At 67.7% G+C, this 26,318-nt stretch carries 27 protein-coding genes and 2 tRNA genes; 14 read left to right on the top strand and 15 right to left on the bottom strand.

Going from position 1 to position 26,318, the window contains the following annotated elements; genetic code table 11:
- Positions 1-51: 51 nt before the first annotated feature.
- From ACIQLK_RS02735 to pknB, 7 genes are all read left to right on the top strand, one after another.
- On the top strand, positions 52-783 hold the full coding sequence (locus tag ACIQLK_RS02735) for an FhaA domain-containing protein (protein ID WP_400362757.1): 732 nt from the start codon (positions 52-54) through the stop codon (positions 781-783).
- Positions 780-1,316: an FHA domain-containing protein gene (locus ACIQLK_RS02730; protein ID WP_400362755.1), complete on the top strand. Its 537-nt coding sequence runs from the start codon at positions 780-782 to the stop codon at positions 1,314-1,316. Before ACIQLK_RS02735 ends, ACIQLK_RS02730 begins: the two co-directional genes overlap by 4 nt.
- 12 nt (positions 1,317-1,328) lie before the next feature.
- Positions 1,329-2,558, top strand: a complete 1,230-nt coding sequence (locus ACIQLK_RS02725) for a PP2C family protein-serine/threonine phosphatase (protein WP_400362753.1) — start codon at positions 1,329-1,331, stop codon at positions 2,556-2,558.
- On the top strand, positions 2,555-3,931 hold the full coding sequence (locus ACIQLK_RS02720; RefSeq protein WP_400362752.1) for an FtsW/RodA/SpoVE family cell cycle protein: 1,377 nt from the start codon (positions 2,555-2,557) through the stop codon (positions 3,929-3,931). The genes ACIQLK_RS02725 and ACIQLK_RS02720 overlap by 4 nt, the downstream gene beginning before the upstream one ends.
- Positions 3,928-5,382, top strand: a complete 1,455-nt coding sequence (locus ACIQLK_RS02715; RefSeq protein ID WP_400362750.1) for a peptidoglycan D,D-transpeptidase FtsI family protein — start codon at positions 3,928-3,930, stop codon at positions 5,380-5,382. The genes ACIQLK_RS02720 and ACIQLK_RS02715 overlap by 4 nt, the downstream gene beginning before the upstream one ends.
- Positions 5,379-7,211 (top strand): protein kinase, encoded by a 1,833-nt coding sequence (locus ACIQLK_RS02710; RefSeq protein ID WP_400362747.1) that lies wholly within the window; start codon positions 5,379-5,381, stop codon positions 7,209-7,211. The genes ACIQLK_RS02715 and ACIQLK_RS02710 overlap by 4 nt, the downstream gene beginning before the upstream one ends.
- Positions 7,212-7,280: 69 nt before the next feature.
- Positions 7,281-8,996, top strand: a complete 1,716-nt coding sequence (gene pknB, locus ACIQLK_RS02705; protein WP_400362745.1) for a Stk1 family PASTA domain-containing Ser/Thr kinase — start codon at positions 7,281-7,283, stop codon at positions 8,994-8,996.
- 6 nt (positions 8,997-9,002) lie between these two features.
- Here the strand turns inward: pknB and ACIQLK_RS02700 are convergent, their stop codons facing one another.
- Genes ACIQLK_RS02700 through ACIQLK_RS02690 form a run of 3 tightly spaced genes read right to left on the bottom strand, consistent with a single transcriptional unit; the run spans position 9,003 to position 10,596 of the window.
- Positions 9,003-9,641, bottom strand: coding sequence for an anthranilate synthase component II (locus ACIQLK_RS02700; RefSeq protein ID WP_400362744.1), 639 nt, complete (start codon positions 9,639-9,641; stop codon positions 9,003-9,005).
- The gene (locus ACIQLK_RS02695; protein ID WP_400362743.1) at positions 9,638-9,805 is read right to left on the bottom strand and encodes a hypothetical protein; all 168 of its coding nucleotides are present in this window, start codon (positions 9,803-9,805) and stop codon (positions 9,638-9,640) included. Before ACIQLK_RS02695 ends, ACIQLK_RS02700 begins: the two co-directional genes overlap by 4 nt.
- Complete coding sequence (locus ACIQLK_RS02690) at positions 9,805-10,596, bottom strand: class E sortase (protein WP_400362741.1); 792 nt, start codon at positions 10,594-10,596, stop codon at positions 9,805-9,807. Before ACIQLK_RS02690 ends, ACIQLK_RS02695 begins: the two co-directional genes overlap by 1 nt.
- 55 nt (positions 10,597-10,651) lie before the next feature.
- On the opposite strand from ACIQLK_RS02690, the gene ACIQLK_RS02685 reads away from it, so the two are divergent.
- Positions 10,652-10,888 carry a cell division protein CrgA gene (locus tag ACIQLK_RS02685; protein WP_400362739.1) on the top strand — a complete coding sequence of 79 codons (237 nt, stop codon included), beginning with the start codon at positions 10,652-10,654 and terminating at the stop codon, positions 10,886-10,888.
- 72 nt (positions 10,889-10,960) lie between these two features.
- Here ACIQLK_RS02685 and ACIQLK_RS02680 read toward each other — a convergent pair whose 3' ends face one another.
- Together ACIQLK_RS02680 and ACIQLK_RS02675 are read right to left on the bottom strand one after the other, a co-directional pair.
- Positions 10,961-11,836 carry a rhomboid family intramembrane serine protease gene (locus ACIQLK_RS02680; RefSeq protein WP_400362738.1) on the bottom strand — a complete coding sequence of 292 codons (876 nt, stop codon included), beginning with the start codon at positions 11,834-11,836 and terminating at the stop codon, positions 10,961-10,963.
- A gap of 7 nt (positions 11,837-11,843) precedes the next feature.
- Positions 11,844-12,401: a peptidylprolyl isomerase gene (locus ACIQLK_RS02675; RefSeq protein ID WP_400362736.1), complete on the bottom strand. Its 558-nt coding sequence runs from the start codon at positions 12,399-12,401 to the stop codon at positions 11,844-11,846.
- Between the two features lie 100 nt (positions 12,402-12,501).
- On the opposite strand from ACIQLK_RS02675, the gene ACIQLK_RS02670 reads away from it, so the two are divergent.
- Together ACIQLK_RS02670 and ACIQLK_RS02665 are read left to right on the top strand one after the other, a co-directional pair.
- Positions 12,502-13,071, top strand: a complete 570-nt coding sequence (locus ACIQLK_RS02670) for a DNA helicase (protein ID WP_400362734.1) — start codon at positions 12,502-12,504, stop codon at positions 13,069-13,071.
- Positions 13,064-13,561 (top strand): aminoacyl-tRNA deacylase, encoded by a 498-nt coding sequence (locus ACIQLK_RS02665; protein WP_400362732.1) that lies wholly within the window; start codon positions 13,064-13,066, stop codon positions 13,559-13,561. Before ACIQLK_RS02670 ends, ACIQLK_RS02665 begins: the two co-directional genes overlap by 8 nt.
- Before the next feature lie 2 nt (positions 13,562-13,563).
- On the opposite strand, the gene ACIQLK_RS02660 is transcribed toward ACIQLK_RS02665, so the two are convergent.
- The 3 genes from ACIQLK_RS02660 to ACIQLK_RS02650 all read right to left on the bottom strand — a co-directional run bounded on the left by ACIQLK_RS02660 (position 13,564) and on the right by ACIQLK_RS02650 (position 14,444).
- A complete protein-coding gene (locus tag ACIQLK_RS02660; RefSeq protein ID WP_400362730.1) occupies positions 13,564-13,983 on the bottom strand; it encodes an NUDIX hydrolase in 420 nt (139 codons plus the stop codon).
- Positions 13,984-14,283: 300 nt separating this feature from the next.
- Positions 14,284-14,356: transfer RNA gene (locus ACIQLK_RS02655), tRNA-Ala, on the bottom strand.
- Positions 14,357-14,370: 14 nt separating this feature from the next.
- Positions 14,371-14,444, bottom strand: a tRNA-Ile gene (locus tag ACIQLK_RS02650).
- Positions 14,445-14,558: 114 nt separating this feature from the next.
- On the opposite strand from ACIQLK_RS02650, the gene ACIQLK_RS02645 reads away from it, so the two are divergent.
- Positions 14,559-15,269, top strand: a complete 711-nt coding sequence (locus ACIQLK_RS02645) for a VIT family protein (protein WP_400362728.1) — start codon at positions 14,559-14,561, stop codon at positions 15,267-15,269.
- A 21-nt stretch (positions 15,270-15,290) separates the two neighbouring features.
- On the opposite strand, the gene ACIQLK_RS02640 is transcribed toward ACIQLK_RS02645, so the two are convergent.
- The 7 genes from ACIQLK_RS02640 to dnaA all read right to left on the bottom strand — a co-directional run bounded on the left by ACIQLK_RS02640 (position 15,291) and on the right by dnaA (position 25,173).
- Complete coding sequence (locus tag ACIQLK_RS02640; protein WP_065572012.1) at positions 15,291-15,698, bottom strand: DUF3566 domain-containing protein; 408 nt, start codon at positions 15,696-15,698, stop codon at positions 15,291-15,293.
- A complete protein-coding gene (gene gyrA / locus ACIQLK_RS02635; RefSeq protein WP_400362726.1) occupies positions 15,695-18,253 on the bottom strand; it encodes a DNA gyrase subunit A in 2,559 nt (852 codons plus the stop codon). The genes ACIQLK_RS02640 and gyrA overlap by 4 nt, the downstream gene beginning before the upstream one ends.
- 54 nt (positions 18,254-18,307) lie before the next feature.
- Entirely contained in the window at positions 18,308-20,350 is a 2,043-nt protein-coding gene (gene gyrB / locus ACIQLK_RS02630) for a DNA topoisomerase (ATP-hydrolyzing) subunit B (protein WP_400362725.1), read from the bottom strand.
- 124 nt (positions 20,351-20,474) lie between these two features.
- Positions 20,475-20,969, bottom strand: coding sequence for a DUF721 domain-containing protein (locus ACIQLK_RS02625; protein WP_400362723.1), 495 nt, complete (start codon positions 20,967-20,969; stop codon positions 20,475-20,477).
- Entirely contained in the window at positions 20,956-22,122 is a 1,167-nt protein-coding gene (gene recF / locus ACIQLK_RS02620; protein WP_400362721.1) for a DNA replication/repair protein RecF, read from the bottom strand. Before recF ends, ACIQLK_RS02625 begins: the two co-directional genes overlap by 14 nt.
- A 53-nt stretch (positions 22,123-22,175) precedes the next feature.
- Complete coding sequence (gene dnaN, locus ACIQLK_RS02615; RefSeq protein WP_400362719.1) at positions 22,176-23,318, bottom strand: DNA polymerase III subunit beta; 1,143 nt, start codon at positions 23,316-23,318, stop codon at positions 22,176-22,178.
- Positions 23,319-23,748: 430 nt separating this feature from the next.
- The gene (gene dnaA, locus ACIQLK_RS02610; RefSeq protein ID WP_400362718.1) at positions 23,749-25,173 is read right to left on the bottom strand and encodes a chromosomal replication initiator protein DnaA; all 1,425 of its coding nucleotides are present in this window, start codon (positions 25,171-25,173) and stop codon (positions 23,749-23,751) included.
- 305 nt (positions 25,174-25,478) lie between these two features.
- Here dnaA and rpmH point away from each other — a divergent pair, with 305 nt between their 5' ends.
- From rpmH to yidD, 3 genes are read left to right on the top strand one after another with little or no spacing between them, the layout of a single operon-like run.
- Positions 25,479-25,616 carry a 50S ribosomal protein L34 gene (gene rpmH / locus ACIQLK_RS02605; RefSeq protein ID WP_064002918.1) on the top strand — a complete coding sequence of 46 codons (138 nt, stop codon included), beginning with the start codon at positions 25,479-25,481 and terminating at the stop codon, positions 25,614-25,616.
- Between the two features lie 9 nt (positions 25,617-25,625).
- A complete protein-coding gene (gene rnpA, locus ACIQLK_RS02600; protein ID WP_400362715.1) occupies positions 25,626-25,964 on the top strand; it encodes a ribonuclease P protein component in 339 nt (112 codons plus the stop codon).
- Positions 25,965-26,005: 41 nt separating this feature from the next.
- On the top strand, positions 26,006-26,317 hold the full coding sequence (gene yidD, locus ACIQLK_RS02595; protein ID WP_400363853.1) for a membrane protein insertion efficiency factor YidD: 312 nt from the start codon (positions 26,006-26,008) through the stop codon (positions 26,315-26,317).
- The last annotated feature ends 1 nt before the right edge of the window (position 26,318 follow it).

Here is a 26,318-nt window from a genome sequence, read left to right as displayed (position 1 = left end):
AGGGTCGACAACTAGCATGTGAGCACCGGTCCAGACTGCCTGAGGAGCCCCGTGGGACTACTTGACAGCTTCGAGAAGGGAATCGAACGCGCCGTGAACGGTGCGTTCGCGAAGACCTTCCGCAGCGGTGTGCAGCCTGTCGAGATCGCGTCGGCCCTCCGATCCGAACTCGACGCGAAGGCCGCCGTCGTCTCGCGCGACCGCATCCTCGTCCCGAACACCCTCGTCGTCCGGCTCGCTCCTGCCGACCACGAGCGGATGAGCTCACTGGGCCGCGCTCTTCACGATGAGCTCGTGCAGCTGGTCGAGGGCCACGCCAAGGCGCAGCAGTACAGCTTCGCGGGGCCGGTCTCGCTCTCCATCAACGCCGACGACTCGCTCCCGACCGGAACCGTCCGGGTGGACTCGCACTCCGCGAGCGCCGAGGAGGTCTCCTGGCACGGCGTCGTCGAGATCGACGGCACGCAGCATCCTCTGACCTCCAGCCGCACCGTCATCGGGCGGGGAACGGATGCCGACATCACGATCCCGGACGCCGGCACCAGCCGTCGGCACGTCGAGATCCTGTGGGACGGTCGACGCGCGATGGTCCGCGACCTGGGCTCGACCAACGGGACCCAGCTCAACGGCGTGAAAGTCTCGGAGGCGGCACTCGAGCCGGACTCCGTCGTCACCATCGGGCGCACCCGCATCACGTTCCGCGTCGTCGCCCAGGCGTCCCGCATCCCCCCGCGGCCGCAGGATCCGGCGACCCGCATGTTCGACCTCGGAGGCCAGGCATGAGCGAACTCACACTCCTGCTGCTGCAGATCGGATTCCTGATTCTGCTGTGGTTCTTCGTCTTCGCGGTCGTCTACTCGCTGCGCGCCGACCTCTTCGGCGTGAAGGTGCGGAAGATGCCCGAGCCGGCCGCCGCAGCCCCCGGTCCCGTGCCGACGGCCCCAGCGAACGCCGAGACCTCCATCGTCTCGCCGATCATGAACCGCCCGGCCGCGCCCAGCGGCCCGCAGAAGGCCACGAAGAACACGGTCGCTCGCATCGTGATCACCAGCGGGCCCAAGGCCGGCCTCGAACTGCCCCTCGGCGACGAGCCGCTCACCATCGGCCGCTCGAGCGAATCGGGGCTCGTCATCCGCGACGACTACACCTCGAGCCACCACGCCCGGCTGGTGCTGTGGGGCGAGCAGTGGATGATTCAGGACCTCGACTCGACCAACGGCACGTGGCACGACGGCGAGCGCGTGGCATCCCCCGTCCCCGTCATCGTCGGCGCACCGATCAAGGTCGGCGCCACGACGTTCGAGCTGCGGAAGTAGCGGCCCGCTCCGATGGTCTTCGAGGGCTCGAGCGCCGCCATCTCCCATACCGGGAAGGTGCGCTCCAACAACCAGGACTCGGGCTTCTCCGGCTCGAACCTGTTCGTGGTCGCGGACGGGATGGGCGGCCACGCCGGCGGTGACATCGCCTCGAGCATCGCCGTGCACCACCTCGAGGGACTCGACCACGCGTTCCCGACGCCCGCCGAAGCGGAACGGGAGCTCCGCGAAGCGATCGTGGATGCCGCGCACGTCCTGGTCGACACCGTCGCCGAACGCCCCGAGCTCGCCGGCATGGGAACGACCGTCAGCGCCGTCCTCATGGTCGACGACTACGCCGTCATCGCTCACATCGGCGACTCGCGCGTCTATCTCTTCCGCGACGGCGTCTTCACCCAGATCACGACGGACCACACGTTCGTTCAGCGACTCGTGGACTCGGGTCGCATCACCCCCGAAGAAGCCCGGTACCACCCGCGGCGCTCCGTCCTCATGCGCGTCCTCGGCGACATGGGCACCGACCCCGAGGTCGACGCGTTCATCATGCAGACCCAACCGGGCGACCGCTGGCTGATCTGCTCCGACGGCCTGTGCGGCGTCGTCGACGACGCCCAGACCGCCAAGGTCCTGCGTCAAGACCTCGCCCCCGGCCGGTCCGCCGACATGCTCCTGAAGCTGGCATTGGATGCCGGGGCCCCGGACAACGTCACGATCGTCCTCGTCGACGTGGGCGGCCGCCACCCGATGTACAGCGGAACGGCGACCGTCGTCGGCTCCGCCGCCACCCCGAAGGGCATGGAGATCCCCGTCGCCCGGCCGGCGCGCACCGGCTGGTTCCAGACCGGACGACAGGCGGCGAACGAGCCGAGCCACTTCGAACCCGCGGCCGAATACCTCGAGGAGCTCATCGAGGAGGACCGTCGCCGCGCACGCCGCAGGCGAGTGTGGTGGTTCGTCGGTTTCATCGCGATCGTCGCCGTCATCGCGGCCGGTGTCTTCGCCGGCTACGCCTGGACGCAGACCCGCTTCTTCGTCGGCGCCGACGACGACAGCGTCGTGATCTACCGCGGCATCCAGCAGGACATCGGTCCTATCTCGCTGTCGACGCCGTACGAGGACACCGACATCCTCCTCGCCGACCTCCCCGCGTATCAGCGCCAGTCGGTGGAACAGACCATCTCCGCCCGATCGCTCGCCGACGCCGAGGCGATCGTCGACAACCTCCGCCAGGGGACCCCATGACAGCCTCGGTCGAGACCGACACCACGGTCATCAAGGCACTGCGCAAACTGCGGATGCCGGCCACGCAGCGCAACCGCGAGCTCGGCCTGCTCCTGTTCGCCATCCTCGTCACGACGGTCGCCGTCGTGCTCGTCCAGCTGGGTACGCGCGGGGAGATCGACCCCACGTTCCTCTCGTACTGCGGCGGGCTGGCCGGCCTGGCGCTGGCTCTGCACATCGTCACCCGCATCTGGGCTCGCGACGCGGACCCGTTCGTCCTCCCCATCGCAACCCTCCTGACGGGTATGGGCGTCGCGATGATCTACCGGCTCGACATCGCCGAGGACAGGGTGGGGTGGGGCTCGCTGGGCTTCCGTCAGCTGGTGTGGGCGGCCATCGCGATCGCGGGTGCGATCCTCATCGTGGTCTTCCTCCGGAACTACCGCGTGCTCTTCCGGTACACGTACGTCTTCGGGCTGAGCGGCATCCTGCTCCTCCTGCTCCCCTTCGTGCCGGGTCTCGGCATCAAGGCGGGCGCGGACGTGTGGGTGTCGATCGGCGGCGTCTTCTCTTTCCAGCCCGGTGAACTCGCGAAGATCTGCCTCGCCGTCTTCTTCGCCGGCTACCTCGTGCGGACGCGCGAAGCGCTCAGCTCCGTCGGCACGAAGTTCCTCGGCATCACCTGGCCGAAGGCCCGTCAGCTCGGCCCGCTGCTGATCATCTGGGGAGTCTCGCTCGGGATCATCGTCCTGCAGCGCGACCTGGGCACCGGCATCCTCATCTTCGGCATGTTCATCGCGATGCTCTACGTCGCGACGGGCAAGGCGAGCTGGGCGATCCTCGGCCTGCTGCTGGCGGCGGCGGGCGCCCTGGTCGCCTCGCGCGTGCTCCCCTACGTCGGCCTCCGGTTCTCGAACTGGCTCGATGCCTTCAACCCCGACTACATCAACGGCAGCAGCTTCCAGCTCGTATCGGGGATCTTCGGTCTCGCCCACGGCGGACTGATCGGCACCGGCTGGGGTCTGGGCCGCCCCGACCTGACGCCGCTGGCGCACAACGACTACATCCTGCCGAGCCTCGGCGAAGAGCTGGGGCTCGTGGGCGTGTTCGCGATCCTCGCGCTCTACATGGTGTTCGTCAGCCGCGGCATCCGCATCGGCATCGCCGGTCAGGACGACTTCGGCAAGCTCCTCGCGACGGGATTGTCGTTCACGCTGGCGCTGCAGGTGTTCATCATGGTCGGAGGCGTCACCCGCATCATCCCGCTCACGGGTCTGACGATGCCTTTCCTCGCGGCGGGCGGATCGTCGCTCATCGCGAACTTCCTCATCATCGCGATCCTGCTTCGGATCTCCGACGCGGTTCGCTCCAGGCCCCGGGTGGTGATCGGATGACCAAGCAGCTGCGCCGACTGAGCGTCGTCGTGCTCCTCATGTTCCTCAGCCTCTTCGCGGCGACGAGCGTCATCCAGGTCGCTCTCGCCGGCCAGCTGAACGAGAACCCGAACAACCGTCGCACCCTGTACGACTCGTACGCGGTGCAGCGCGGCACGATCTTCGCGGGCAGCACCGCGATCGCCTCGTCGAAGCCGAGCAACGACGTCTACAGCTGGATCCGCACGTACCCGGATGCCGAGATGTGGGCGCCCGTGACGGGGTTCATCAACCCGGTTCTCCGTTCCTCCACGGGTCTCGAGTATGCGATGAACGCCGCCCTCGCCGGAACCGGCAGCCGGCAGTTCCTCACCCGCTTCGACCAGATCGTGAGCGGCCAGCCGCCGCGCGGGTCGAACGTGCTCCTGTCGCTCGACCCGGAGATCCAGAAGGTCGCGTACGACTCGCTCGACGGGCTCGAGGGCGCCGTCGTCGCGATGGAGCCCGACACCGGCCGGATCCTCGCGATGGCGACGAGCCCGAGCTTCGACACGAACCTGCTCGCCTCGCACAACAGCTCGGCCGTCAATGCGGCCGACCAGAAACTCGAGGCCGACCCGCTTCGCCCGCTGACCAACCGCGTGACCCGCGAGACCGAGCCGCCGGGGTCGACGTTCAAGCTCGTCGTCGCGTCGGCCGCGCTGTCCTCCGGCAAGTACACGCCCGATTCCGAGTTCGACAACCCGGCAACCTTCACGCTGCCGGGGACCAGCAGCGTTCTGCACAACTTCGACCGCGGCACCTGCGGCCCCGGCGAGAAGACGACCCTCGCGACCGCCCTGCGGCTCAGCTGCAACATCCCGATGGCAGAACTCGCGTTGGAGCTCGGCACCGATGCGATCCGCGAGGAGGCGCAGAAGTTCGGCTTCAACTCGACCTTCGAGATCCCGCTCAACGTCGCCGCCTCGAGCTATCGCGAGGGCTTCAACGAGCCGCAGACCGCCCTGAGCGGCATCGGACAGACGGACGTCCGCGCGACTCCGCTGCAGATGGCCATGGTCGCGGCGGGCATCGCGAACGACGGGGTCGTCATGAACCCGCGCATGGTGGACCGCGTCGTCGCACCGGACCTGACGGTGCAGGACGAACCGGCCGACACCGAATTCGGTCGCGCCGTGAGCCCCGAAGTGGCCCAGACGATGACCGAGCTGATGATCGCCAATGTCAAAAACGGCGCGGCGTCGGGTGCGAGAATAGACGGCGTCGACGTCGCCGGGAAGACCGGAACGGCGGAGCACAATCCGGGGGATCCGTACACGCTGTGGTTCACCGGGTTCGCGCCCGCTGAAGACCCGAAGGTGGTCGTCACGGTGATGGTGGAGAACGGTGGTGGGCTCGGTCAGAACGGCACGAGCAACGGGATCGCGGCCCCGATCGCGAAGAAAGTGATTGAGGCGGTGCTGAGCGAATGAGACCGACGCAAGGTGTGAGCTTCGGCGGACGGTACGAACTGGACTCCCGGATCGCCATCGGCGGCATGGGCGAGGTCTGGGAAGCCACCGACCACGTCATCGGGCGTACCGTCGCGATCAAGATCCTCAAAGACGAGTACATGGGCGACCCCGGGTTCCTCGAGCGCTTCCGCGCCGAGGCGCGGCACGCTGCTCTCGTCAATCACGAGGGCATCGCCAGCGTCTTCGACTACGGCGAGGAGAACGGTTCCGCCTTCCTCGTGATGGAGCTCGTCCCGGGTGAGGCCCTGTCGACGATTCTCGAGCGCGAGGGCGCCCTGTCGACCGACAAGACGCTCGACATCGTCGCGCAGACCGCCTCGGCCCTCCAGGCGGCGCACGCCGCCGGCCTGGTCCACCGCGACATCAAGCCCGGCAACCTGCTGATCACCCCCGACGGTCGCGTCAAGATCACCGACTTCGGTATCGCCCGCATCGCCGACCAGGTGCCGCTGACGGCGACCGGCCAGGTCATGGGAACCGTCCAGTACCTCTCGCCCGAGCAGGCGTCCGGGCACGCGGCATCCCCGTCGACCGACATCTACTCGCTCGGCATCGTCGCATACGAGCTGCTGGCGGGACGCCGGCCGTTCACGGGCGAATCGCAGGTCGCGATCGCGATGGCGCAGATCAACGACACCCCGCCGCCGCTTCCTGACACGGTGTCGGAGCCGGTGCAGCGGTTCGTGATGAGCATGATCGCGAAGAAGCCCGATGAGCGCCCCGCGTCGACCTCCGCCGTCGCCCGGGCTGCGGGAGCCCTGCGCCGCGGCGACATCGCCGGTGCAGCCGCGATCGTCCCGGCCATCGCGGGCGCCGCGTCCCCCGACGCGTTCACCCAGCTGCTGACCTCGAACACGGGGTCGGATGCCACGACCCGCCTGCTGCCGTCGGCCGGGGCGGGTGCCGCCGCCGGCGCCGCAGGCGTCGGGACCGGCACGGCCGCCCTCGCGACCGACCAGGCCGCCTCCGAGCAGAAGGCCAAGAAGAAGCGCAGCCCGTGGACGTGGCCTCTCATCGGTCTCATCGCGCTGCTCGCCGTCGTGCTCATCGGCACGCTCATCGCCCTCTTCGGCCCGAAGGAAGGGACGCCGGAGCCCGCTCCGGCCAGCTCGGCGCCGGTCCAGTCCTCGGCGCCGCCCTCCTCTCCGGCACCGCCGCCCTCGTCCGCGCCCCCGGAGAACACCGCGCCGAACCCCGCATCCCTCGGTCTCGAGGGCAAGTCGTGCGACGAAGCGACGCGGATCCTCAACGACAACGAGTTCGACAACGTCCAGTGCGACGACGGCGACCCCGCCCCCACCGACGCCCAGGTCGGTCAGGTGTACCGCGTCAACCCGACCGGGAACGTGGCGACCAGCAGCCTGATCACCCTCCTGCGCTACACGGAGGCGCAGCCGATGACGACGCCGTCCGCCCCGAGCATCCAGGGCGGGAACGCCGACGGCACGGTGACCGCCGGGTCCACCGTTCGCATCATGTGGGACAGCTACACTTGCCCCGCAGGCGCCCCTCAGGCGACGAGCTACACGATGACCCTCTCCGGTGGCGTGTTCGGCAAGAACGGCGAATCGACCGCGAGCTTCGCCATCGGCGACCGCCCGCAGGAGGTCGTCGTGGACGACAACGGCAGCCAGGCGCTGTCGGTCACCTACACCGTGACCTGCAACGGCGAAGGCACCGAGCGGGTCTCCGGAGACTCGGCGGAGGCCGCCGCATCCATCGTCCCGGCGCAGGAGCAGACCCCGCCGCCGGCCGAGGGCGGGACGGACGAGGGCGCCCAGGGCTGACGCGAGGACGTTCAGCGGGCTTTCGAACGCGGTCGGATAGGCTGTCCGGGTTCCATTCCGGGGAGTGAAGTGTCCGCTACGTCACGTGTGCTGTCGGGCCGCTACCGAGTCGATGACCTCATCGGCCGGGGCGGCATGGCTTCGGTGTACCGCGGACAGGATCTGACCCTCGGGCGCCCCGTCGCGATCAAGATCCTCGAACCCGACCTCGCGGCCGACGGAGCCTTCCGCACCCGGTTCCGCCTCGAGGCGCAATCGGCCTCGCGCATGTCGCACCCCGCCATCGTCCGCGTCTACGACGCCGGTGAGGAGACGCGGACGGATGCCGCCGGCCGCCCGCACCCCGAGCCGTACATCGTGATGGAGCTCGTCACCGGGCACCTGCTCAAGGACATCATCAGCGAGGGACCGGTGTCCGTCGAGGACGCGCTGCGCTACACCGACGGCATCCTCGAGGCGCTCGAGTACTCGCACCGCGCGGGGGTCGTCCACCGGGACATCAAGCCGGGCAACGTCATGGTGACCGATGCCGGGCAGGTGAAGGTCATGGACTTCGGCATCGCGCGAGCGGTGTCCGACTCGTCCTCGACCGTGGCCGAGACCACCGCGATCATCGGGACCGCGTCGTACTTCTCGCCCGAGATGGCCAAGGGCGACCCGGTAGACGCGCGCGCAGACATCTACTCGGCCGGCATCGTCCTGTACGAGCTCCTCACCGGCCAACCGCCGTTCCGCGGCGAGAACCCGATCGCCGTCGCGTATCAGCACGTGTCGGAAGCCCCCATCCCTCCGTCCGAGGTCGTCGACACCGTCCCGCGGTCGCTGGACGCGCTCGTGCTCCGCGCCCTGGCGAAAGACCCCTTCCAGCGTCCGCAGACAGCGGTCGCCTTCCGCGACGCCCTCGCTGCCGCGACCGGTCGCAAGGCGCCCAGCAAGCGTCGCGTCGAATCCCTGAGCAACGAGCTGTACGGGCCGGACCCGAAGCAGGCCGCCGAGACGGCCCGGTCCCTCCGTCAGCTCACGAGCGACGACACCATGCGTCGGACACAGGCCGGCCCTCCCGCAGCGTGGGTGTGGGCGGGCATCGCGATGCTGGCCGTCCTGCTGGTGTCGGTCTTCATCTGGGTGAACAGCATCCGCCCGGACGAGGGGACGGTCACCCCGAACGCCCTCGTGGTGCCCGACGTCGTGACGATGACGTGGGAGCGCGCCGACGAGGTCATCGGCAAGGCGAAACTCGAGGCCCAGCAGGTCTCCGAGACGAATGCGGACGTCCCCGAGGGCGCGGTCATCAGGACCGAACCGCTCGCCGGCACGACCGTTGCTCCCGGTGACCAGGTCACGGTCTACGTATCGAAGGGCGTGGAGAAATCCGCTCTTCCCACCCTGGCGAACCTGACGGTTCCCGAGGTCACGGCCTCGCTCGAACAGGCCGGGCTGAAGCTGGGGTCGATCACTCGGCGGAACGACCCCGACCTCGCGGCCGATGTCGTGATCAGCGGGTCGATCGACGGCGCCGAAGTCGCCGCCGGTGATGAGATCCCGGAGGGCACGGCGGTCGATCTGGTCGTCGCGACGGGAACCGTCACGGTGGAGGACTTCGCCCTCAACTACACCGTGGACAAGGCGGTCGAGATCCTGAAGTCGGACGAGTACGGCTTGAACCCGATCGTGCAGGAGGATCCCTCGTGCCCGGCGACCGACCCCCGCATGGTGAAGGTCCAGTCCGCGATCGGTGAGGTCCCCGTCGGGTCCGACATCACCCTCACCACCTGCAGCGGCTGACGGACGTCACCCGACGGTGCGATGCGGCGAGAGCAGCGCACCCCGGTGCGCCGCTCCCGTGAGACCGGTGCTCTCGAGCCACGTCCCGAGCAGCAGGTAACCGCCCTCGGTCAGCACGCTCTCGGGATGGAACTGCACGCCCTCGATGGGCAGTGAGCGATGAGCCAGCCCCATCACGGTGCCCGACGCGGTGCGTGCCGTGACCCGGAGGTCGTCGGGCAGCGAGTCCTCGCGGACGGCGAGCGAGTGGTAGCGGGTGGCGGTGAGCGGTGTCGTCAGCCCCGCGAACACCCCGGCCCCGTCGTGGTGAACGGGCGAGGTCCGGCCGTGCATGAGGTCGGGTGCGTGGGAGACCACGCCGCCGAAGGCGACAGCGATCGCCTGATGCCCGAGACAGACGCCGAGAAGCGGTGTCCGCGTCTGCGCGCAGCGGCGGACGATCTCGATCGACGCACCCGCATCCTCGGGCGTGCCCGGTCCCGGCGAGATGAGCACGCCGTCGGCCGTGTCGACACGGAGGGCGGCACCCGCGGCATCCGCCTCGACCATCTCGACGTCCGCGCCGAGTTCGACGAGGTAGCCGATCAGGGTGTGGACGAAACTGTCGTGATTGTCGACGACGAGAATGCGGACGCCGGCGGTCACCCGCCGCCGCCGACGGTGGACTCCTCGCTCGGCCATACCGTCTGGAACACCCACGGGAAGGCGTAGAAGTACAGCAGGTACAGGATGACCGCCGCCAGGACGAGCAGGATGAGCACCCTCACCCACCAGGGCCCGGGGAGGACCCGCCACAGTGCGGCGTACATCAGGCGCCCACCCCCGCGGTCAGCGACGCCGGCGGTCCGGCGGATGCGGGAGTGAACTCGTCGAACACGGCGTAGGCGATGATGCGCTCCAGGGAGTTCAGTTTCGGGGCACAGCTCGTCAGCGTCAGGTAGCGACCGTTCGGGGCGACGCCCTCCTGGTTCGGCACCGGGAGGAGGACCTGCACCTGGCTGGGCTGTACGTACTCGAACGAGCGGAACCGGTACGTGTACCACCCGGCCTTGGTCTGGATGACGATCGCGTCGCCGATGACGAGCCTGTCGATCGGGTCGAAGGGGGCACCCGAGGTCCACCGGTGCGCGGCGTACGCTGTGTTGCCCACGGCGCCCGGCATGGCGGTGTCGGGGTAGTGCCCGATCTCGCCGCGGTCCATGATGTCGGGACGCGTGACACCCGAGGCGATCTTGAACTGCCAGTCCGTGCCGAAGCGAGGCACCTTCATGATGCCGAAGACCTCGGCATGCTTCTGCTCGCCGAGCACCGGAATCGCTTGGACCTCATCGGGACCCTGAGTGGGTGCGGGAGCGGGGGATGCCTCGGGGGACTCCTCCGCCTCGTTCGCCCACTGGTCGGCCAGCGCCTGTGCCGCAGCGTGCTGCTCGCTCTGCACGATCGCGTCACCGATCCAGGTGTGCCATGTCACGTAGAGGAGCACCACGACGCCGAGCGTCAGCAGGATCTCACCCAGGACGCTTCCGACGGTGGCGCGCGGGCGCGGGCGGGTTCGACGGGTGCGTCGGGTCGGGTGCTCCGTGGGCGAGGAGTCGGTCACGATCGGAGTTTAGCCAGCGAAGGCTGAATCGGGGCTGGCAGGTAGACTTCTCGCCATGGCACGTGCAGACAAGGACGACGACCGTCTGGTCCAGCCCGAGGGCGAAGCCGCCCCCAACCCGGTCTGGTTCAAGCCGATCATGCTCGGCCTGATGCTGATCGGACTCGTGTGGATCATCGTGTTCTATCTGAGCGGTCAGGCCTTCCCGATCCCGCAGATCGGTCCGTGGAACCTCGCGATCGGCTTCGGCATCGCCTTCATCGGGTTCTTGATGACCACGCGCTGGCGCTGAGTCCCGGCATCCCCCACTCCGAATTACACCGGTGTGATTCATCCCCAACCTGGGGATGAACCTGTGGATAACTCAGAGGTAGAGCAGCGCCGGGACCGTCGCGGTCACCGCGAACAGAGCGATCCCGAGCGCGACCAGGAGCACCGCCTGCACCGTCTGGCGCTTCGGTGAGCGGGTCCTCGAGAAGATGAATCCCACGAGCAGGCCGACGAGGCCACCGCCGATGTGGGACTGCCAGGAGACACCCGATCCCACGAACGAGAACACCAGGTTGATTCCGAGCAGGATCGCGATCGGCAGGATGTTCGCGCCGACGTGGCGACCGATGATGAGCATCGCCGTGAGGAGTCCCCACACCGCGCCCGAGGCACCGACGACGGCGCTGTCCGGCGCGATGAGGGCCACCAGGGCCGACCCGCCGATCGCGCTCAGCGCGTAGAGAGCGAGGAAGCGCACCTTGCCGAGCAGCGGTTCGAGACTGCGACCGAGAGCCCAGAGCGCGAGCATGTTGAGGGCGACGTGGAAGGGGAGCGGCGTGGAATGCACGAAGGCGACCGTCAGCATGCGCCACGGCTCGAACGGAGCGAGGGTTCCGGGAACCGCGTAGGCGGGGACGAAGGCGAGCGCGTTCGTCACCCTCTCGCCGACGACGGGGATGAGCTGCACGAGATACATGACGAGCGTGAAGATCACGATCGCATAGGTGACGACCGGGCGGTCGCTGCGCATCTTGCGCGCGAAGCGCCCCGGCATCCTGCGGACCTCAGCCGACCGGACCCCCTTCTGCTGTTCCGCCAAGCACTCCGGGCAGATGACACCGACCGGAAGCGGCGTCTGGCACTCGGGGCAGATGGTGCGGAGGCACCGCTGGCACAACACGAAGCTCTGCCGGTCGGGATGCCGGTAGCAGAAGTTGTCCGGATTGGTCCGGGGGTCGGCTGAGGTCACGAAGGGATCAGGCCTCGACGACGTCGATCGACGAGATGACGACGGGCTCGACCGGGCGGTCCTGGGCACCGGTGGCGACCGCGCTGATCTTGTCGACGACGGCCCGCGACGCGTCGTCGGCCACCTCGCCGAAGATCGTGTGCTTGCCGTTCAGCCACGGGGTCGGGTCGGTCGTGATGAAGAACTGCGAACCGTTCGTGCCCTCGGCCTTGCCGGTGATCGCGTTGCGTCGCAGGCCGGCGTTCGCCATGGCCAGCAGGTAGGGCTTCGCGAAGGTCAGCTCGGGGCTGATCTCGTCGTCGAAGTTGTACCCGGGGCCGCCGATGCCCTGACCGAGCGGGTCGCCGCCCTGGATCATGAACCCGGGGATGATGCGGTGGAAGATGACGTCGGTGTAGAGCGGGCCCTCGCCGGGCTTGCCCGTGGCGGGGTGCGTCCAGGCCTGCGATCCGTCGGCCAGACCGGTGAAGTTCTTGACCGTGCGGGGCGCCTGATCGCCGAACAGGTTGACGACGATGTCGCCGTGGGTGGTGTGCAGTGTCGCGACAGCGGAGTGAATCGGCATACTCATCATCCTCTCACTTGCAACCCCCCGCGCCGCCTGAATGCGTCTGGCAGTATGGACCCACTACGTCCCCGGATGAACCCCGAAAAGGGAGGGCCCCGTGAGCCTCAACCGCAAGACCAAGAAGGAACTCCGCAAGCTGCAGAAGCAGGCAGCGAACCTGTGGGAGTCGCAGCAGGTGCTCGTCGGTCAGGCCGGTGACGTCGCCCGTGAGGCGGGTCGCCAGCTCGGCAAGTACAACCACGACCACGTGGTGCCCGCCGCCAAGCACTCCTACGAGCGCTACGCCGCTCCCTACGTCGACCGTGGTGTCGAGACGGGACGCAAGGTGCTCAACGGCGCTCTCGTCCCGGCCGCCGGCGCTGTCGTCGGAACCGCTCTGTCGGTGTGGGACGTCGCGAACGACCAGCGGCACCGCATCTCCAAGGGCAAGGGCCTCGGCGGGTTCGACGCCGACTCCTTCCGCAAGAACGCCGCCAAGGCGGGCAAGAAGGCCACGAAGAAACTGTCGGTCCCGCAGAAGAAGAAGGGGCTGGGCGCCGGCGGCGTGCTCGCCATCATCTTCGGCGTCGCCGCCACGGCCGGCGTGCTCTACGCGGCGTGGCAGACACTCCGTGCGGACGACGAGCTCTGGGTGGCGGACGACCCGCTGCGCGCGCCGGATGCCTGAATCCAGGCCCGTACCGTCGGAGCGCGTCGCTGAAGCGGCGCGCTCCCGGTCTTTGTCGGTGGAGTTCGTCGCCCGTCCCGCGGCCGACAGCCTCCAGGCGGCTGCGGCACTGCTCGGGCTCGCGGCATCCGACATCGTCAAGACGCTCGTCGTCAAACGCAGCGACGACACCTTTCTGTTCGCCCTCATCCCCGGTGACCGGGCGATTTCGTGGCCGAAGCTCCGAGCCGTCGTGGGCGTGAACAAGCTGCGCCTTCCCGAGCCGGAGCTGGCCCTCGCGGCGACGGGATTCGAACGCGGGACCATCACCCCGATCGGCAGCACGACCGACTGGCCCGTCTACGCCGACGCGAGCATCGTCGGCAAGCGGATCGCCATGGGGGCCGGCGCACACGGATTCAGCCTGTTCGTCGACGCCGATGACCTCATCCGCTCCTACGACGCGACGGTGGCAGACATCTCGCAGCCAGCGGGCGAGCGGCGGTCCTGACCTCAGGCGGGGAGCCCCGCCATCCGCATCGCCGTGTCGACCAGCCCGACGCGGGTGAGCGACGGGACATCGCTGATCGGGAACCAGGCCGCCTCGTCCGTGGAGCCGTCCTCCTCGTTGCGGAGCTCGCCGCCGACGACGTGCGCCCGATAGACGATGCGGAGAGCCTGGATCGGCCCGCTGCCGTGGAACCTGTCCTTCTCGGCGATCACCTGCGAGTCGGTGCCGAGGATGCCGTCGAGTTCCACGTGGAACCCCGTCTCCTCGAGGACCTCTCGGACCGCGGCATCCATCGGGTCCTCACCGGGATCCAGACCGCCGCCCGGCATCGTCCACGCGGGTCGCGTGGGGCTGTTCCAATGGGCCAGCAGGATGCGGTCCTCGTCGATGATGACGGCGTACGCAGCAACGCGGATGTCCACGCGTTCACCCTAGAGGATCGACGATCCCGGAAGGCGACCGCCTGGGACGCAGGATCCCCAACCATGCGTCCCAGGCCGATGTCGCGAGCATGACCCCAAAGATCCCGCTACCCACGCGGGACTCCTGCTCATCGCTGGACCGAAGCTGCGGGTCATCGGCGCCATCGGCGACACCATCATCGTGCTCAACCGAGCGCAAGCGAAGCGCAACGCTGCCTCAAGATTCGCGCAAGATGACCTGAAGACGACGCCAGAAGAGGAGAAAGCCGGGATCCGATGCGGATTCCGGCTTTCTGACTGTGGAGCCTAGGAGATTCGAACTCCTGACATCCTGCTTGCAAAGCAGGCGCTCTACCAACTGAGCTAAGGCCCCCGGTGCGGTGACGGTGGGGCTACCAGGACTTGAACCTGGGACCTCTTCATTATCAGTGAAGCGCTCTAACCGCCTGAGCTATAGCCCCGTCGTTGCCGACTCACGCCTGCAACCTCCAAGACTTTACCCGACGATGGCGCTGTTTGACGAATCCGCGCGACAGATGAGCTGCGGCATCCCGTCGTTCTGCTTCACTGGGCTCATGAGCACGACCACGCACACCGAACCGCAGGGCGCCGGCCTCGGGCAGCGACTGAACTGGCTTCGCGCCGGCGTACTCGGCGCGAACGACGGGATCGTCTCGGTCGCGGCCGTCGCGGTCGGTGTCGCGGGCGCGACGACCGACCTCGGCCCCATCGTCACGGCGTCCTCCGCAGCACTCGTCGGCGGGGCCATCTCGATGGCCCTGGGCGAGTACGTCTCGGTGAGCAGCCAGCGCGACACCGAACGCGCCCTCATCGAGAAGGAGAAGCGCGAGCTCGCCGAGATGCCCGAGCAGGAACTCGCCGAGCTCGCCGAGCTCTACCGCGAGAAGGGCCTGTCAGAGGAGACCGCGCGCACGGTCGCAGAGGAGCTCACCGCGCACGACGCGCTGGGCGCTCACCTCGACATCGAACTCGGCATCGACCCGGACGACCTCACGAGCCCGTGGCAGGCCGCCCTCTCGTCGGCGATCGCCTTCACACTCGGCGCGCTCCTGCCGTTCCTCGCGATCATGCTCCCGCCGGCGGAGTGGCGCGTGCCGACCACGTTCGTCGCCGTGCTCATCGCGCTCGCCCTGACCGGCACGATCTCCGCCCGCCTCGGCGGCGCCGGTAAGCGTCGCGCCGTCGTCCGCCTGGTCGTCGGCGGGGCACTCGCCCTCGCCGCGACCTGGGGGCTCGGATTCCTGTTGGGCACCTCCGTCACGTGACGGGATGCCGCAGCATCCGACTCAGTTCGAGGTGAAGCCGACGAGCAGGCCGCCGGTGACCTTGACCATGAGGTTGTAGATGCCGGCCATGACCGCGCCCAGCACCGTCACGACGATGAGGTTGAGGATCGCGACGACAGCGGCGAACGCCATGACCTGGGGGAGGTTGATGACCGATCCGAGCGTGAACGAGTTCTCACCGTTGACGGCCCCGAGCAGCTCGTCGACCTGGCCGATGAGGTTCGTCGAGCTGATGACGAGGTAGATCAGCAGCGTGGAGACGACCGTCACGATCGCGAGAGCGACCGCGGCCAGGAACGACAGCTTCACGGCCGACCAGAAGTCGACGTAGACGAGACGGAGGCGGACCTGCTTGGCGGTCGTCCGGCTCGAGGACTTCTTGGCCAGTTTGTCGGCAACAGAGCTCATGCGTCACTCTCTTCGGTGGTCTCAGGAGCCGAGGCGGCTTCAGGATCGGCTGCGGCTTCGGCCAGTCCTCGTTCACCGTTGCGGGCGATCGCGAGGATCCGGTCGTCGTCGTCGGGCCGGGCGAAGACCACGCCCATCGTGTCGCGGCCCTTGGCGGGCACCTCGGCAACGGCCGAGCGTACCACCTTGCCGCTGGCAAGAACCACGAGGACCTCGTCGTCGGCGCTGACGATCAGCCCGCCGGCGAGCTCGCCGCGGTCATCGTGCAGCTTGGCGACCTTGATGCCCAGACCGCCGCGGCCCTGCACCCGGTACTGGTCGACCGCCGTGCGCTTGGCGTACCCGCCCTGGGTGACCACGAACACGAAGCCCTCGTCACGGACGACGGATGCCGACAGCAGGCTGTCCCCGTCGCGGAACGACATGCCCTTCACACCCTCGGTCGACCGACCCATCGGGCGCAGGGACTCGTCGCTCGCCGTGAAGCGCAGCGACATACCGAGGCGCGACACGAGCAGCAGGTCGTCGGTCGAGTCGACCAGCATCGCACTGACGAGCTCGTCGCCGTTCTCCTCGTCCTGACCGCGCAGACGGATCGCGATGATGCCGCCCTGGCGGTTCGTGTCGTACTCGGTGAGAGCCGTCTTCTTGATCTTGCCGTCGCGTGTGGCGAGCACGAGGTACTCGGCGGCGGCGTAGTCGCGGATGTCGAGGATCTGCGCGACATCCTCACCCGGCTGCAGCGCGAGGAGGTTGGCGACGTGCTGACCCTTGGCGTCGCGGCCGCCCTCGGGGAGCTCGTAGCCCTTCGCGCGGTAGACGCGACCCTTGGTCGTGAAGAACAGGAGCCAGTGGTGCGTCGTCGAGACGAAGAAGTGCTCGACGACGTCGTCGGCGCGCAGCTGCGCGCCCTTGACGCCCTTGCCGCCGCGGTGCTGCGACCGGTAGTTGTCGCTGCGGGTGCGCTTGACGTAACCGTTGCGCGTTACGGTGACGACGATCTCCTCTTCGGGGATCAGGTCCTCCATCGACATGTCGCCGTCGTACCCGTGCAGGATGTGCGTGCGGCGCTCATCGCCGAACTTCGCCACGATCTCGCCCAGCTCGTCGCCGATGATCGTGCTCTGACGATCGCGCGAGACGAGGATGTCGTTGAGGTCTGCGATCTTCAGCTCGAGCTCGCTCGCCTCGTCGACGATCTTCTGACGCTCGAGAGCTGCCAGGCGGCGCAGCTGCATCGTGAGGATCGCGTCGGCCTGCGCGTCATCGACGTCGAGGAGCGATTTCAGGCCTTCGCGTGCCTCGTCGACCGTGGGGGAGCGGCGGATGAGGGCGATGACCTCGTCGAGCGCATCGAGGGCCTTGAGGTAGCCGCGGAGGATGTGCATCCGCTTCTCGGCCTCGCGCAGGCGGTACCGGGTGCGACGGACGATGACCTCGAACTGGTGCGTCAGCCAGTAGCTGATGAAGCCGTCGATCGGCAGCGTGCGGGGCACGCCGTCGACGATCGCGAGCATGTTCGCGCCGAAGTTCTCCTGCAGCTGGGTGTGCTTGTACAGGTTGTTGAGGACGACCTTCGCGACGGCATCCCTCTTCAAGACCACGACGAGGCGCTGACCCGTGCGGTCGCTCGTCTCGTCGCGGATGTCGGCGATGCCGCTGAGCTTGCCCTCGCGCACGAGTGCGGTGATCTTCGCCGCGACGTTGTCGGGGTTGACCTGGTACGGGAGCTCCGTGATCACCAGGCAGGTACGGTTCTGGATCTCCTCGACGTTCACGACGGCGCGCATCGTGATCGAGCCGCGGCCGGTGCGGTACGCCTCACGGATGCCCTTGGTGCCGAGGATCTGCGCGCCGGTGGGGAAGTCGGGGCCGGGAATGCGCTCGATGAGCGCATCGAGGAGCTCTTCGCGGGAGGCATCCGGATTCTGCAGCGCCCACATCACACCGTCGGCCACCTCGCGGAGGTTGTGCGGCGGGATGTTCGTCGCCATGCCGACGGCGATGCCGACCGAGCCGTTGACCAGCAGGTTCGGGAAGCGCGAGGGGAGGACGACGGGCTCGCGCGTGCGGCCGTCGTAGTTGTCCTCGAAGTCGACGGTGTCCTCGTCGATGTCGCGCACCATCTCGAGCGCGAGCTGTGCCATCTTCGTCTCGGTGTACCGGGGAGCGGCGGCACCCATGTTGCCGGGCGAGCCGAAGTTGCCCTGGCCGTCGGCGAGCGGATACCGGAGCGACCACGGCTGCACGAGGCGGACGAGCGCGTCGTAGATCGCGCTGTCGCCGTGCGGGTGGTACTGGCCCATGACCTCGCCGACGACGCGAGCGCACTTGGAGTAGCTCTTGTCGGGACGGTAGCCGCCGTCGTACATGCCGTAGATCACGCGGCGGTGCACGGGCTTGAGACCGTCCTCGACGCGCGGCAGCGCGCGACCCACGATCACGCTCATCGCGTAGTCGAGGTAGCTCCGCTGCATCTCGACCTGGAGGTCGACCTGGTCGATGTTGCCGTGCTGGTAGCCGGCGTTCGGGTCGGGACGCTCTTCGTCAGCCATGTTCTCTCAGTCTTCGTTCGTCGTCGTCGGAGTGCCGGGGCGGATGCGATGGACTCAGATGTCCAGGAACCGCACGTCCTTGGCGTTGCGCTGGATGAACCCGCGCCGCGCTTCGACGTCCTCGCCCATCAGCACGGAGAAGATCTCGTCGGCCGCGGCGGCGTCGTCGATGGTCACCTGACGCAGCGTGCGCGTCTCGGGGTCCATCGTCGTCTCCCACAGCTCCTTGGCGTTCATCTCGCCGAGACCCTTGTAGCGCTGCACACCGTTGTCCTTCGGGATGCGGCGGCCCGCTGCCGCGCCCTCGCGCAGCAGTGCGTCGCGCTCGGCGTCGCTGTACACGTACTCGTGCGGCGCGTTCGACCACTTCAGTCGGTACAGCGGCGGCTGCGCAAGATACACGAAACCGGCCTCGACCAGCCCGCGCATGTAGCGGAACAGCAGCGTCAGCAGGAGGGTCGTGATGTGCTGGCCGTCGACGTCGGCGTCGGCCATCAGGACGACCTTGTGGTAGCGCGCCTTCTCGATGTCGAAGTCCGGACCGATGCCGGCGCCGAAGGCCTGGATCATCGCCTGGATCTCGGCGTTGCCGAGCGCACGGTCGAGCCGCGCCTTCTCGACGTTGAGGATCTTTCCGCGCAGCGACAGGATCGCCTGCCGCTCGGGGTCACGGCCGGAGACCGCTGAACCACCGGCCGAATCGCCCTCGACGAGGAAGATCTCGCTGATCGACGGGTCCTTGCTCGTGCAGTCCTTGAGCTTCTCGGGCATGGATGCCGACTCGAAGACGCTCTTGCGTCGGGCCGTCTCGCGCGCCTTCCGCGCAGCCATGCGCGCGGTGGCCGCCTCGATGGCCTTCGTGATGATGAGCTTGGCCTGCTGCGGGTTGCGGTCGAGCCAGTCCATGAGCTGATCACCGACGACCTTCTGCACGAAGGCCTTGGCCTCGGTGTTGCCGAGCTTGGTCTTCGTCTGACCCTCGAACTGCGGTTCGGACAGCTTCACCGAGATGACGGCGGTGAGGCCTTCGCGGATGTCCTCACCGGCGAGGTTCTCGTCCTTGTCCTTGAGGAGGCCCTTCTCCTTCGCGTAGCGGTTGATGTACATCGTCATCGCCGCGCGGAAGCCCTCCTCGTGCGTGCCGCCCTCGTGGGTGTTGATGGTGTTCGCGAAGGTGAAGACGTTCTCGGTGTAGCCCGAGGTCCACTGCATCGCGAGCTCGAGCGAGATGTGACGGACCGTGTCCTCGGACTCGATCTCGATGATCTCCTCGTTGATGACCTCGGCCTTGCGGACCTTGTTGAGGTACTCGACGTAGTCGACGAGCCCGCGCTCGTACAGGAAGTCGTCGTGGCGCTGAGTCGTCTCGGACCCGCCCTCGGGCAGGTCGACGACGTCGACGGCATCGGGGCGCTCGTCGGTCAGCGTGATGCGAAGCCCCTTGTTGAGGAAAGCCGTCTGCTGGAAGCGCGTCCGCAGCGTGTTGTAGTCGAACTCGGTTGTCTCGAAGATCGATCCGTCGGGCCAGAACGTGATCGTCGTCCCTGTTCCGTCGCTCTGCTCGCCCTTGGCCAGAGGTGCCTGCGGCTTGCCGCCGTCGGCGAAGGTCTGACGCCACACGTGTCCCTGACGCGCGATCTCGACCTCGAAGCGGGTCGACAGCGCGTTGACCACCGACGATCCGACGCCGTGCAGACCACCCGAGACGGCGTAGCCACCGCCGCCGAACTTGCCGCCGGCGTGGAGCACGGTGAGGACGACCTCGACGGTCGACTTGCTCGGGTCGGATGAGTGCGGGTCGACGGGGATGCCGCGACCGTTGTCGACGACGCGGAGACCACCGTCTTCGAGGATCGTCACATGGATCGTGTCGCAGTACCCGGCGAGGGCTTCATCGACGGAGTTGTCCACGATCTCGTACACGAGGTGGTGGAGGCCGCGCTCACCGGTCGACCCGATGTACATGCCGGGACGCTTGCGAACCGCCTCGAGGCCTTCGAGAACCTGGATCTCGGAGGCGCCGTACTCGGCGGGAATCCGGGCTTCGACGGGAGTTTCAGGGTCTTCGGGAACGGAGTCCGGGGTTTCTGACGTCATCGGTTTCGTGCGCTCCACATCCATCGTTCAGGCCTTCCTCCCAGTCTATCGGAAAGGGGGCCTCATGAGCGGCTGAACGGCGCTGTGAGCGCGTGAAAGCTTCTCGAAGGGTGCGGGACGTGCCTCAGCCGTAGGTATCGCGAGGGCCGCGCCCTGGAACGGCTCTGGGGCCCCATTTCCACGAGGGGACGTCCGGGCCCACGAAACGGACCGATTCCACCCCGGCCTCGGGGAAGCGGCGGATCAGCTCCGTCACGATCGTCGCTCGCATGAGATGCAGGTTCTTCGCCCATGCCGTCGAGTCGCACTGCACCGTCAGCACACCATCGCTCAGCGCCACCGGGTCTGCATGGCGCGCGGTCTCCTCGCCGGCCACCTCGGCCCACTTGAGGACGAGGTCCTCCTTGGCGAGTTGGACGTCCCATCCCGACTGACGGGTGAGGTCCGCGAGCAGATCGCCGACGCCCTTGGGGTCGCGGCCCGACATGAACGGCTGATTCTCGTCGTCGTCGTTCCGGCGTCGCTTACGGCGCTTCTTCGCCGCGGAGGGCTCGAGGCCACGCAGGCGCAGATACGTCGCGACGGTTTCGGGGATGCCGGCGAGATCAGACATCGGCATCCGTCACGATCGTGCCCGCCTCGACCCGGACGGTGCGGACGCGGAGCGCCTCGGGCACGTCACCCTCGACCGCGGCGGTCACGATGACCTGCTCGAAGTCGGCCACGACACCTGCCAGCCGGACACGACGATCGGCATCGAGTTCGGCGAAGACGTCGTCGAGGACGACGATGGGGTCACCCAGGCGCAGTTGGTCGCGCAGAAGCTGCGCGGACGACAACCTCAGCGACAGCGCCGTCGACCACGACTCGCCGTGCGACGCGTATCCCTTCACCGGAAGGCCCCGCAGTCGCAGGAGCAGATCGTCGCGGTGGGGGCCGACGAGGGTGACGCCGCGCTCGAGTTCCTGCGCGCGCTTCGCGGCGAGACCGGCGCGGAAGGACGCCGCGACGGCGTCGGCTCCGATGGCCGAGCCCGCCCGGGTGACCGCCGCACCGTCGTCCTCCGGGTCGGCGCCCTCCACTGTCAGCACCCACTCGAGCTGCGGGTCGTGATCGGCGCCCGCGATCGCCTCGTACGCGTCGCGCATCGGCTGCGCGAGATCCTCCGCGAGCCGCAGACGGGCGAGGATGATCTCGGTGCCGAGGGAGACGAGCTTGTCGTCCCAGACATCGAGGGTCGTGAGCTGTTCAGCTTTGAGGCTCCGAGCGCGCGCGGATTTGAGCAGAGCCGTCCGCTGTTTCAACACACGGTCGTAGTCGGCGAGCACTCCGGTCATGCGCGGCGACCGCTGCACGAGCAGTTGATCGGCGAAGCGCCGTCGCGACGAGGGGTCACCGCGCACGATCTGCAGGTCCTCAGGGGCGAAGAGGACGACCTGCGCGTAGCGCGGGAGTTCCGAGGTCCGCACGGACGAGCCGTTCACGCGTGCCTTGTTCGATCCGGACCGATTCAGTTGCGCCTCGAGCTGGATGCGACGGTCGCCGTAACCGAGACGGGCGCGGACGAAGGCGGCATCCGCCCCGTACCGGACCATCGGGGCATCCTGTGAGACGCGGTGCGAGCCGAGAGTGGCGAAATAGCCGATCGCCTCGGCAAGATTCGTCTTGCCCTGACCGTTCCGGCCGACGAAGACGTTCGGACCGGCGACGAGACTCACCTCGGCCGACGCGTAATTGCGGAAGTCGACGAGACTCAGATGCTCCACGATCATCAGATCACCTCCTTCGAGGCACCGACACGCCTCGAGGTGGACGGCCGACGGGATCAGCGCAGCAACAGGTTCGGCTGCAGCAGGTACTTGAACGTCTCGGGAGTCCCCGAGGTCTGCGGAGTGATGAGAACCGGGCTCAGCTTGTTCGCGTTCTCGCTCGAGGTGAACGTCACGCGTGTGAACTCGCTCTTGACCGCACCGAGGGCTTCGAGCAGGTACTGCGGGTTGAGCCCGAGGGTGACCTCCTCGCCGGCGAGGGTCGCGTCGACCGACTCGGTCGCGCGAGCCTGCTCGGTGCCGGCGGCATCCATCGACACGCCCTCGTCCGAGAACGTGAACCGCAGCGGCGCGGAGCGGTCGAGCACGAGCGACACACGACGCACGGCTTCAGCGAGCTCGGCGGTGTTGACGACCGCGTAGTGCTCGGTCTGGGCGGGGAAAAGGCGCCGGACCGGGGGAAAGTTTCCCTTGATGAGGAGCGACGTGACGGTCTTGTTGCCGGCGGTGAACGCGATGATCTCGCGATCGCCGGACCCCGAGAACGAGACCTGGATGTCGCCGGCGTGGGCGAAGGTCTTGCCGACCTCGGTGAGGGTACGGGCGGGGACCAGCGCCGTGGTCGCCTCTTCGCGTGCGACGGCACCGCTGTCGAAGTTGATCTCCCGGAGTGCGACCCGGTAGCGGTCGGTCGCGACGAGGCTGAGATCGTTGCCGGTCACCTCGAGCTGGACACCGGTGAGGACGGGCGTGACGTCGTCGCGGGACGCTGCGAACGCGACCTGCGCGATGGCGGTCGAGAAGTCGTCGCCCGGAACGAGACCCGAATCCCCCGAGACCTCCGGGATCGCGGGGTATTCCGCCACGGGCATGGCCGCGAGCGTGAATCGAGCGGAACCGCAGGTCAAGAGGATCTCGCCGTCGGCGTCCTGCGCGATCTGGATGGGAGCGTTCGGCAGGCGGCTGGCGATCTCGGAGAGGAGCCGGCCGTGCACGAGGATCGTGCCCGGTTCATCGACGGTCGCATCGATGCGCGTACGAGCGGATGCCTCGTAGTCGAATGCGGCCAGCGAGAGGCCGTCGTCGGTTGCTTCGATGAGCACACCGGCCAGGATCGGCTGCGGGTTCCGCTGCGGGAGCAGCTTCACCACGAACGACACGGCTTCGCTGAACACATCGCGGTTGACGTGGAACTTCACGGATGCTCCCTTGACGGCGAGATGGGCCCTCTCATGCTAGTGCCCAGATGACGCGGCTCCGGAAGCGCTCTTCGCGACGCGGCACGGGGTCCACCCCACCCCTCGGTGTGATCGGATCGGATTTCTCTTAGATAGTTCTCTGTCTTCTTGTTAACAGGTGTGGAAACTGTGGATAAGTCGGTGGATCCCAGTCGCCGAGCCGGAACCACATCCGTGTAACTTGTGCACAGGCTGCGGAAAGACGCGGGAGAACGCGGACTCGCACGGCGTCGAGTTCAGGCCGTCATCCACAGGTCGACGCCGTTCGTTCACATCTGAGGGCCGCCGCCGCACAGTTATCCACAGGCTTTCCACACTGTGGGAAACCGCATTGTGGGGGTCGGCCCCGGAGCGTGTCAAGTACGCCCGACCGGTCGGGCGTGTACGCGCGTCAGCGGCCGGAACGGCCCAGCTGCGAGGTGATCTCCGACACCTGGTTGTAGATCGAGCGGCGCTCCTTCATGAGTTCGCTGATCTTCTTGTAGGCGTACATGACCGTCGTGTGGTCGCGGTTGCCGAAGAGCTGTCCGATCTTCGGCAGGGACAGGCTCGTCCGTTCGCGGCAGAGGTACATCGCGATCTGCCGAGCGGTCGCGACCGATTGCGACCGGCTCGATCCGTAGAGGTCGTCGACCGTGAGACGGAAGTACTGCGCCGTCGCGGAGATGATGTCGGTCGGCGAGATGACGTTGGCGTCGTCCTGATCCACGATGTCGCGGAGCACGGTCTGTGCGAGCGAGATGTCGAGGTTCGAACGGTTGAGGCTCGCGAAGGCCGAGACGCGGATGAGCGCGCCCTCGAGTTCGCGGATGTTGCTCGACACCTTCGTCGCGATGTACTCGAGAACCTCGTCGGGTACCTGAAGTCGCTCCGATTGGGCCTTCTTGCGGAGGATCGCGATGCGCGTCTCGAGGTCGGGGGCCTGCACGTCGGTTATGAGACCCCACTCGAAGCGGCTCCGCATCCGGTCCTCGAACCCGGTGAGGTGACGCGGCGGCACGTCGCTCGTGATCACGACCTGCTTGTCGTGGTCGTGGAGCTGGTTGAAGGTGTGGAAGAACGCTTCCTGGGTCTCCGCGCGGCCTTGGAGGAACTGGATGTCGTCGATGAGGAGGATGTCGACATCGCGGTAGCGAGCCTGGAACGCCGATGCCCGGTTGTTCACGATCGAGTTGATGAAGTCGTTCGTGAACTCCTCGCTCGAGACGTATCGGACCTTGATTCCCGTGTAGAGGTTGATCGCGTAATCGCCGATCGCGTGCAGGAGGTGCGTCTTGCCGAGTCCCGAGTCGCCGTAGATGAACAGCGGGTTGTAGGCCTTGGCCGGAGCCTCGGCGACGGCGACGGCGGCGGCGTGTGCGAACCGGTTGGACTGGCCGATGACGAAGTTGTCGAACGTGTACTTCGGATTCAGCCGGGTGTCGTTGCGGGATGCCGGTGCCGCCTGCTCGCTGTAGTCCTCGGCGTTCGGACGGGTCGGCGCCGTCGGCGTCGGCGCGAGCGCGGACTGCACGGGGACCGGGGCCGTGAGGTGGGCGTCCCCGAGCTCCGGATTGACCACGACACGGAACGTGCTCGCAGCCGGCTCGGCGTCGACCTGAGCGAGGGCCTCCATGATCGGCCCGCGCAGACGCTTGTTGAACTGCCCGGCGGTCAGGTCGTTGGGCACGTCGAGATAGAGGGTGCCGCTCATGACGCCCTGGGCGACGGCGAGGTTCACGAACCCGTGCAGCTGCGGAGTGACGCGGTCGTCGTGAGCGAGGACGTCGAGCACAGCGGTCCAGACCGGGACATCTGGAAGTTCGTGCTCGGACATGACCCTCCCGGGGTGTGGACAATGGTGTGTACGGGACTGTGTACAACCTGTGGATAAGTGTCCGGATCACGCTAGTCATCTGGGCAGCGCAAGGCAAAACCCACTGTAGAACCGGCCCGCGTGTCGTCGCCAGCGGCCTCGGGCGACCGGTGGATAATGGCCGGTCGGTGTGACGGGTTTGGGATTTCAGGAATCTCGACGTATCCTAGGTCGGTTGACTTGCGCCTCTTCGGCGTGGGTCCCCCATGTACCTGTGTCCCCGGTCTCGAGCGTTCGGGTGACCCCGCCTTTCCGGAGTGATCTTCATGAGCAAGCGCACGTTCCAGCCCAACAACCGCCGCCGCGCCAAGAAGCACGGCTTCCGCGCCCGCATGCGCACCCGCGCCGGCCGCGCCATCCTCTCGGCTCGTCGCTCCAAGGGGCGCACCGAGCTCTCGGCCTGACGCCACACGGTGCTGGCGCGCGGGAATCGCATCACCCGCGGGGCGGACTACCGTTCCGTCGTCCGCGGAGGTTCTCGCTGTGCAGCAGCGCATACCGTGACCCATGTGGTCAGCACGTCTGAGCAACGCCCCCCACGTTTCGGCTTCATCGTGAGCAAGCGCGTGGGGGGCGCTGTCGTGCGCAATACCGTTCGACGCCGGCTCAAAGCGATCTGTGCCGAGGCTCTGGAGGACGTCCGACCCGGTGCCGATGTGGTGATCCGCGTCCTGCCGTCCGCGGCGTCCGCCGACTATGCGGCGTTGCGCGCCGAGGTCGTCCGGTGCCTCGAGCGGAAGGCCGCCGCGTGAGTTCGGCACCTCTCCCCTCGTACACCCGAGGAGAAGCGGTGATGGATGCCGCAGCACTCCCGGCATCCCTTCTGCTGCTCCCCCGCAACGCGGTGATCGGTCTCCTGCACGGATACCGGGCCACGATCTCCCAGGTGTACGGCGATGTGTGCAAGTACTATCCCTCGTGTTCGGCCTACGCACTCGGTGCGGTGCAACAGCACGGTGTCATCAAAGGGTCTGCCCTCGCGGCCGTGCGCCTCGCCCGATGCCACCCGTGGGCAGCGGGCGGCATCGATGACGTTCCCGCTCACTCGCACTTCCGGCATGACCTGACTTCGCACGGCTACGTCGTGCCCCGCAGAAAGGACTGAT

This window comes from Microbacterium sp. NPDC091382 (assembly GCF_044757025.1).
Taxonomy (GTDB): domain Bacteria; phylum Actinomycetota; class Actinomycetes; order Actinomycetales; family Microbacteriaceae; genus Microbacterium.
Note: the sequence above shows the minus strand (reverse complement) of the source record. Positions and strands in the feature narration are given on the sequence as shown.

Bases quoted from the DNA above. Each gene is read 5' to 3' on its own strand.
- ACIQLK_RS02730 (WP_400362755.1), top strand. From the start codon at position 780: ATGAGCGAACTCACACTCCTGCTGCTGCAGATCGGATTCCTGATTCTG.
- ACIQLK_RS02725 (WP_400362753.1), top strand. From the start codon at position 1,329: ATGGTCTTCGAGGGCTCGAGCGCCGCCATCTCCCATACCGGGAAGGTG.
- ACIQLK_RS02720 (WP_400362752.1), top strand. From the start codon at position 2,555: ATGACAGCCTCGGTCGAGACCGACACCACGGTCATCAAGGCACTGCGC.
- ACIQLK_RS02715 (WP_400362750.1), top strand. From the start codon at position 3,928: ATGACCAAGCAGCTGCGCCGACTGAGCGTCGTCGTGCTCCTCATGTTC.
- ACIQLK_RS02710 (WP_400362747.1), top strand. From the start codon at position 5,379: ATGAGACCGACGCAAGGTGTGAGCTTCGGCGGACGGTACGAACTGGAC.
- ACIQLK_RS02695 (WP_400362743.1), bottom strand. From the start codon at position 9,805: ATGTACGCCGCACTGTGGCGGGTCCTCCCCGGGCCCTGGTGGGTGAGG.
- ACIQLK_RS02685 (WP_400362739.1), top strand. From the start codon at position 10,652: ATGGCACGTGCAGACAAGGACGACGACCGTCTGGTCCAGCCCGAGGGC.
- ACIQLK_RS02675 (WP_400362736.1), bottom strand. From the start codon at position 12,401: ATGCCGATTCACTCCGCTGTCGCGACACTGCACACCACCCACGGCGAC.
- ACIQLK_RS02665 (WP_400362732.1), top strand. From the start codon at position 13,064: ATGCCTGAATCCAGGCCCGTACCGTCGGAGCGCGTCGCTGAAGCGGCG.
- ACIQLK_RS02645 (WP_400362728.1), top strand. From the start codon at position 14,559: ATGAGCACGACCACGCACACCGAACCGCAGGGCGCCGGCCTCGGGCAG.
- ACIQLK_RS02640 (WP_065572012.1), bottom strand. From the start codon at position 15,698: ATGAGCTCTGTTGCCGACAAACTGGCCAAGAAGTCCTCGAGCCGGACG.
- gyrA (WP_400362726.1), bottom strand. From the start codon at position 18,253: ATGGCTGACGAAGAGCGTCCCGACCCGAACGCCGGCTACCAGCACGGC.
- gyrB (WP_400362725.1), bottom strand. From the start codon at position 20,350: ATGACGTCAGAAACCCCGGACTCCGTTCCCGAAGACCCTGAAACTCCC.
- ACIQLK_RS02625 (WP_400362723.1), bottom strand. From the start codon at position 20,969: ATGCCGATGTCTGATCTCGCCGGCATCCCCGAAACCGTCGCGACGTAT.
- recF (WP_400362721.1), bottom strand. From the start codon at position 22,122: ATGATCGTGGAGCATCTGAGTCTCGTCGACTTCCGCAATTACGCGTCG.
- dnaA (WP_400362718.1), bottom strand. From the start codon at position 25,173: ATGTCCGAGCACGAACTTCCAGATGTCCCGGTCTGGACCGCTGTGCTC.
- rpmH (WP_064002918.1), top strand. From the start codon at position 25,479: ATGAGCAAGCGCACGTTCCAGCCCAACAACCGCCGCCGCGCCAAGAAG.
- yidD (WP_400363853.1), top strand. From the start codon at position 26,006: ATGGATGCCGCAGCACTCCCGGCATCCCTTCTGCTGCTCCCCCGCAAC.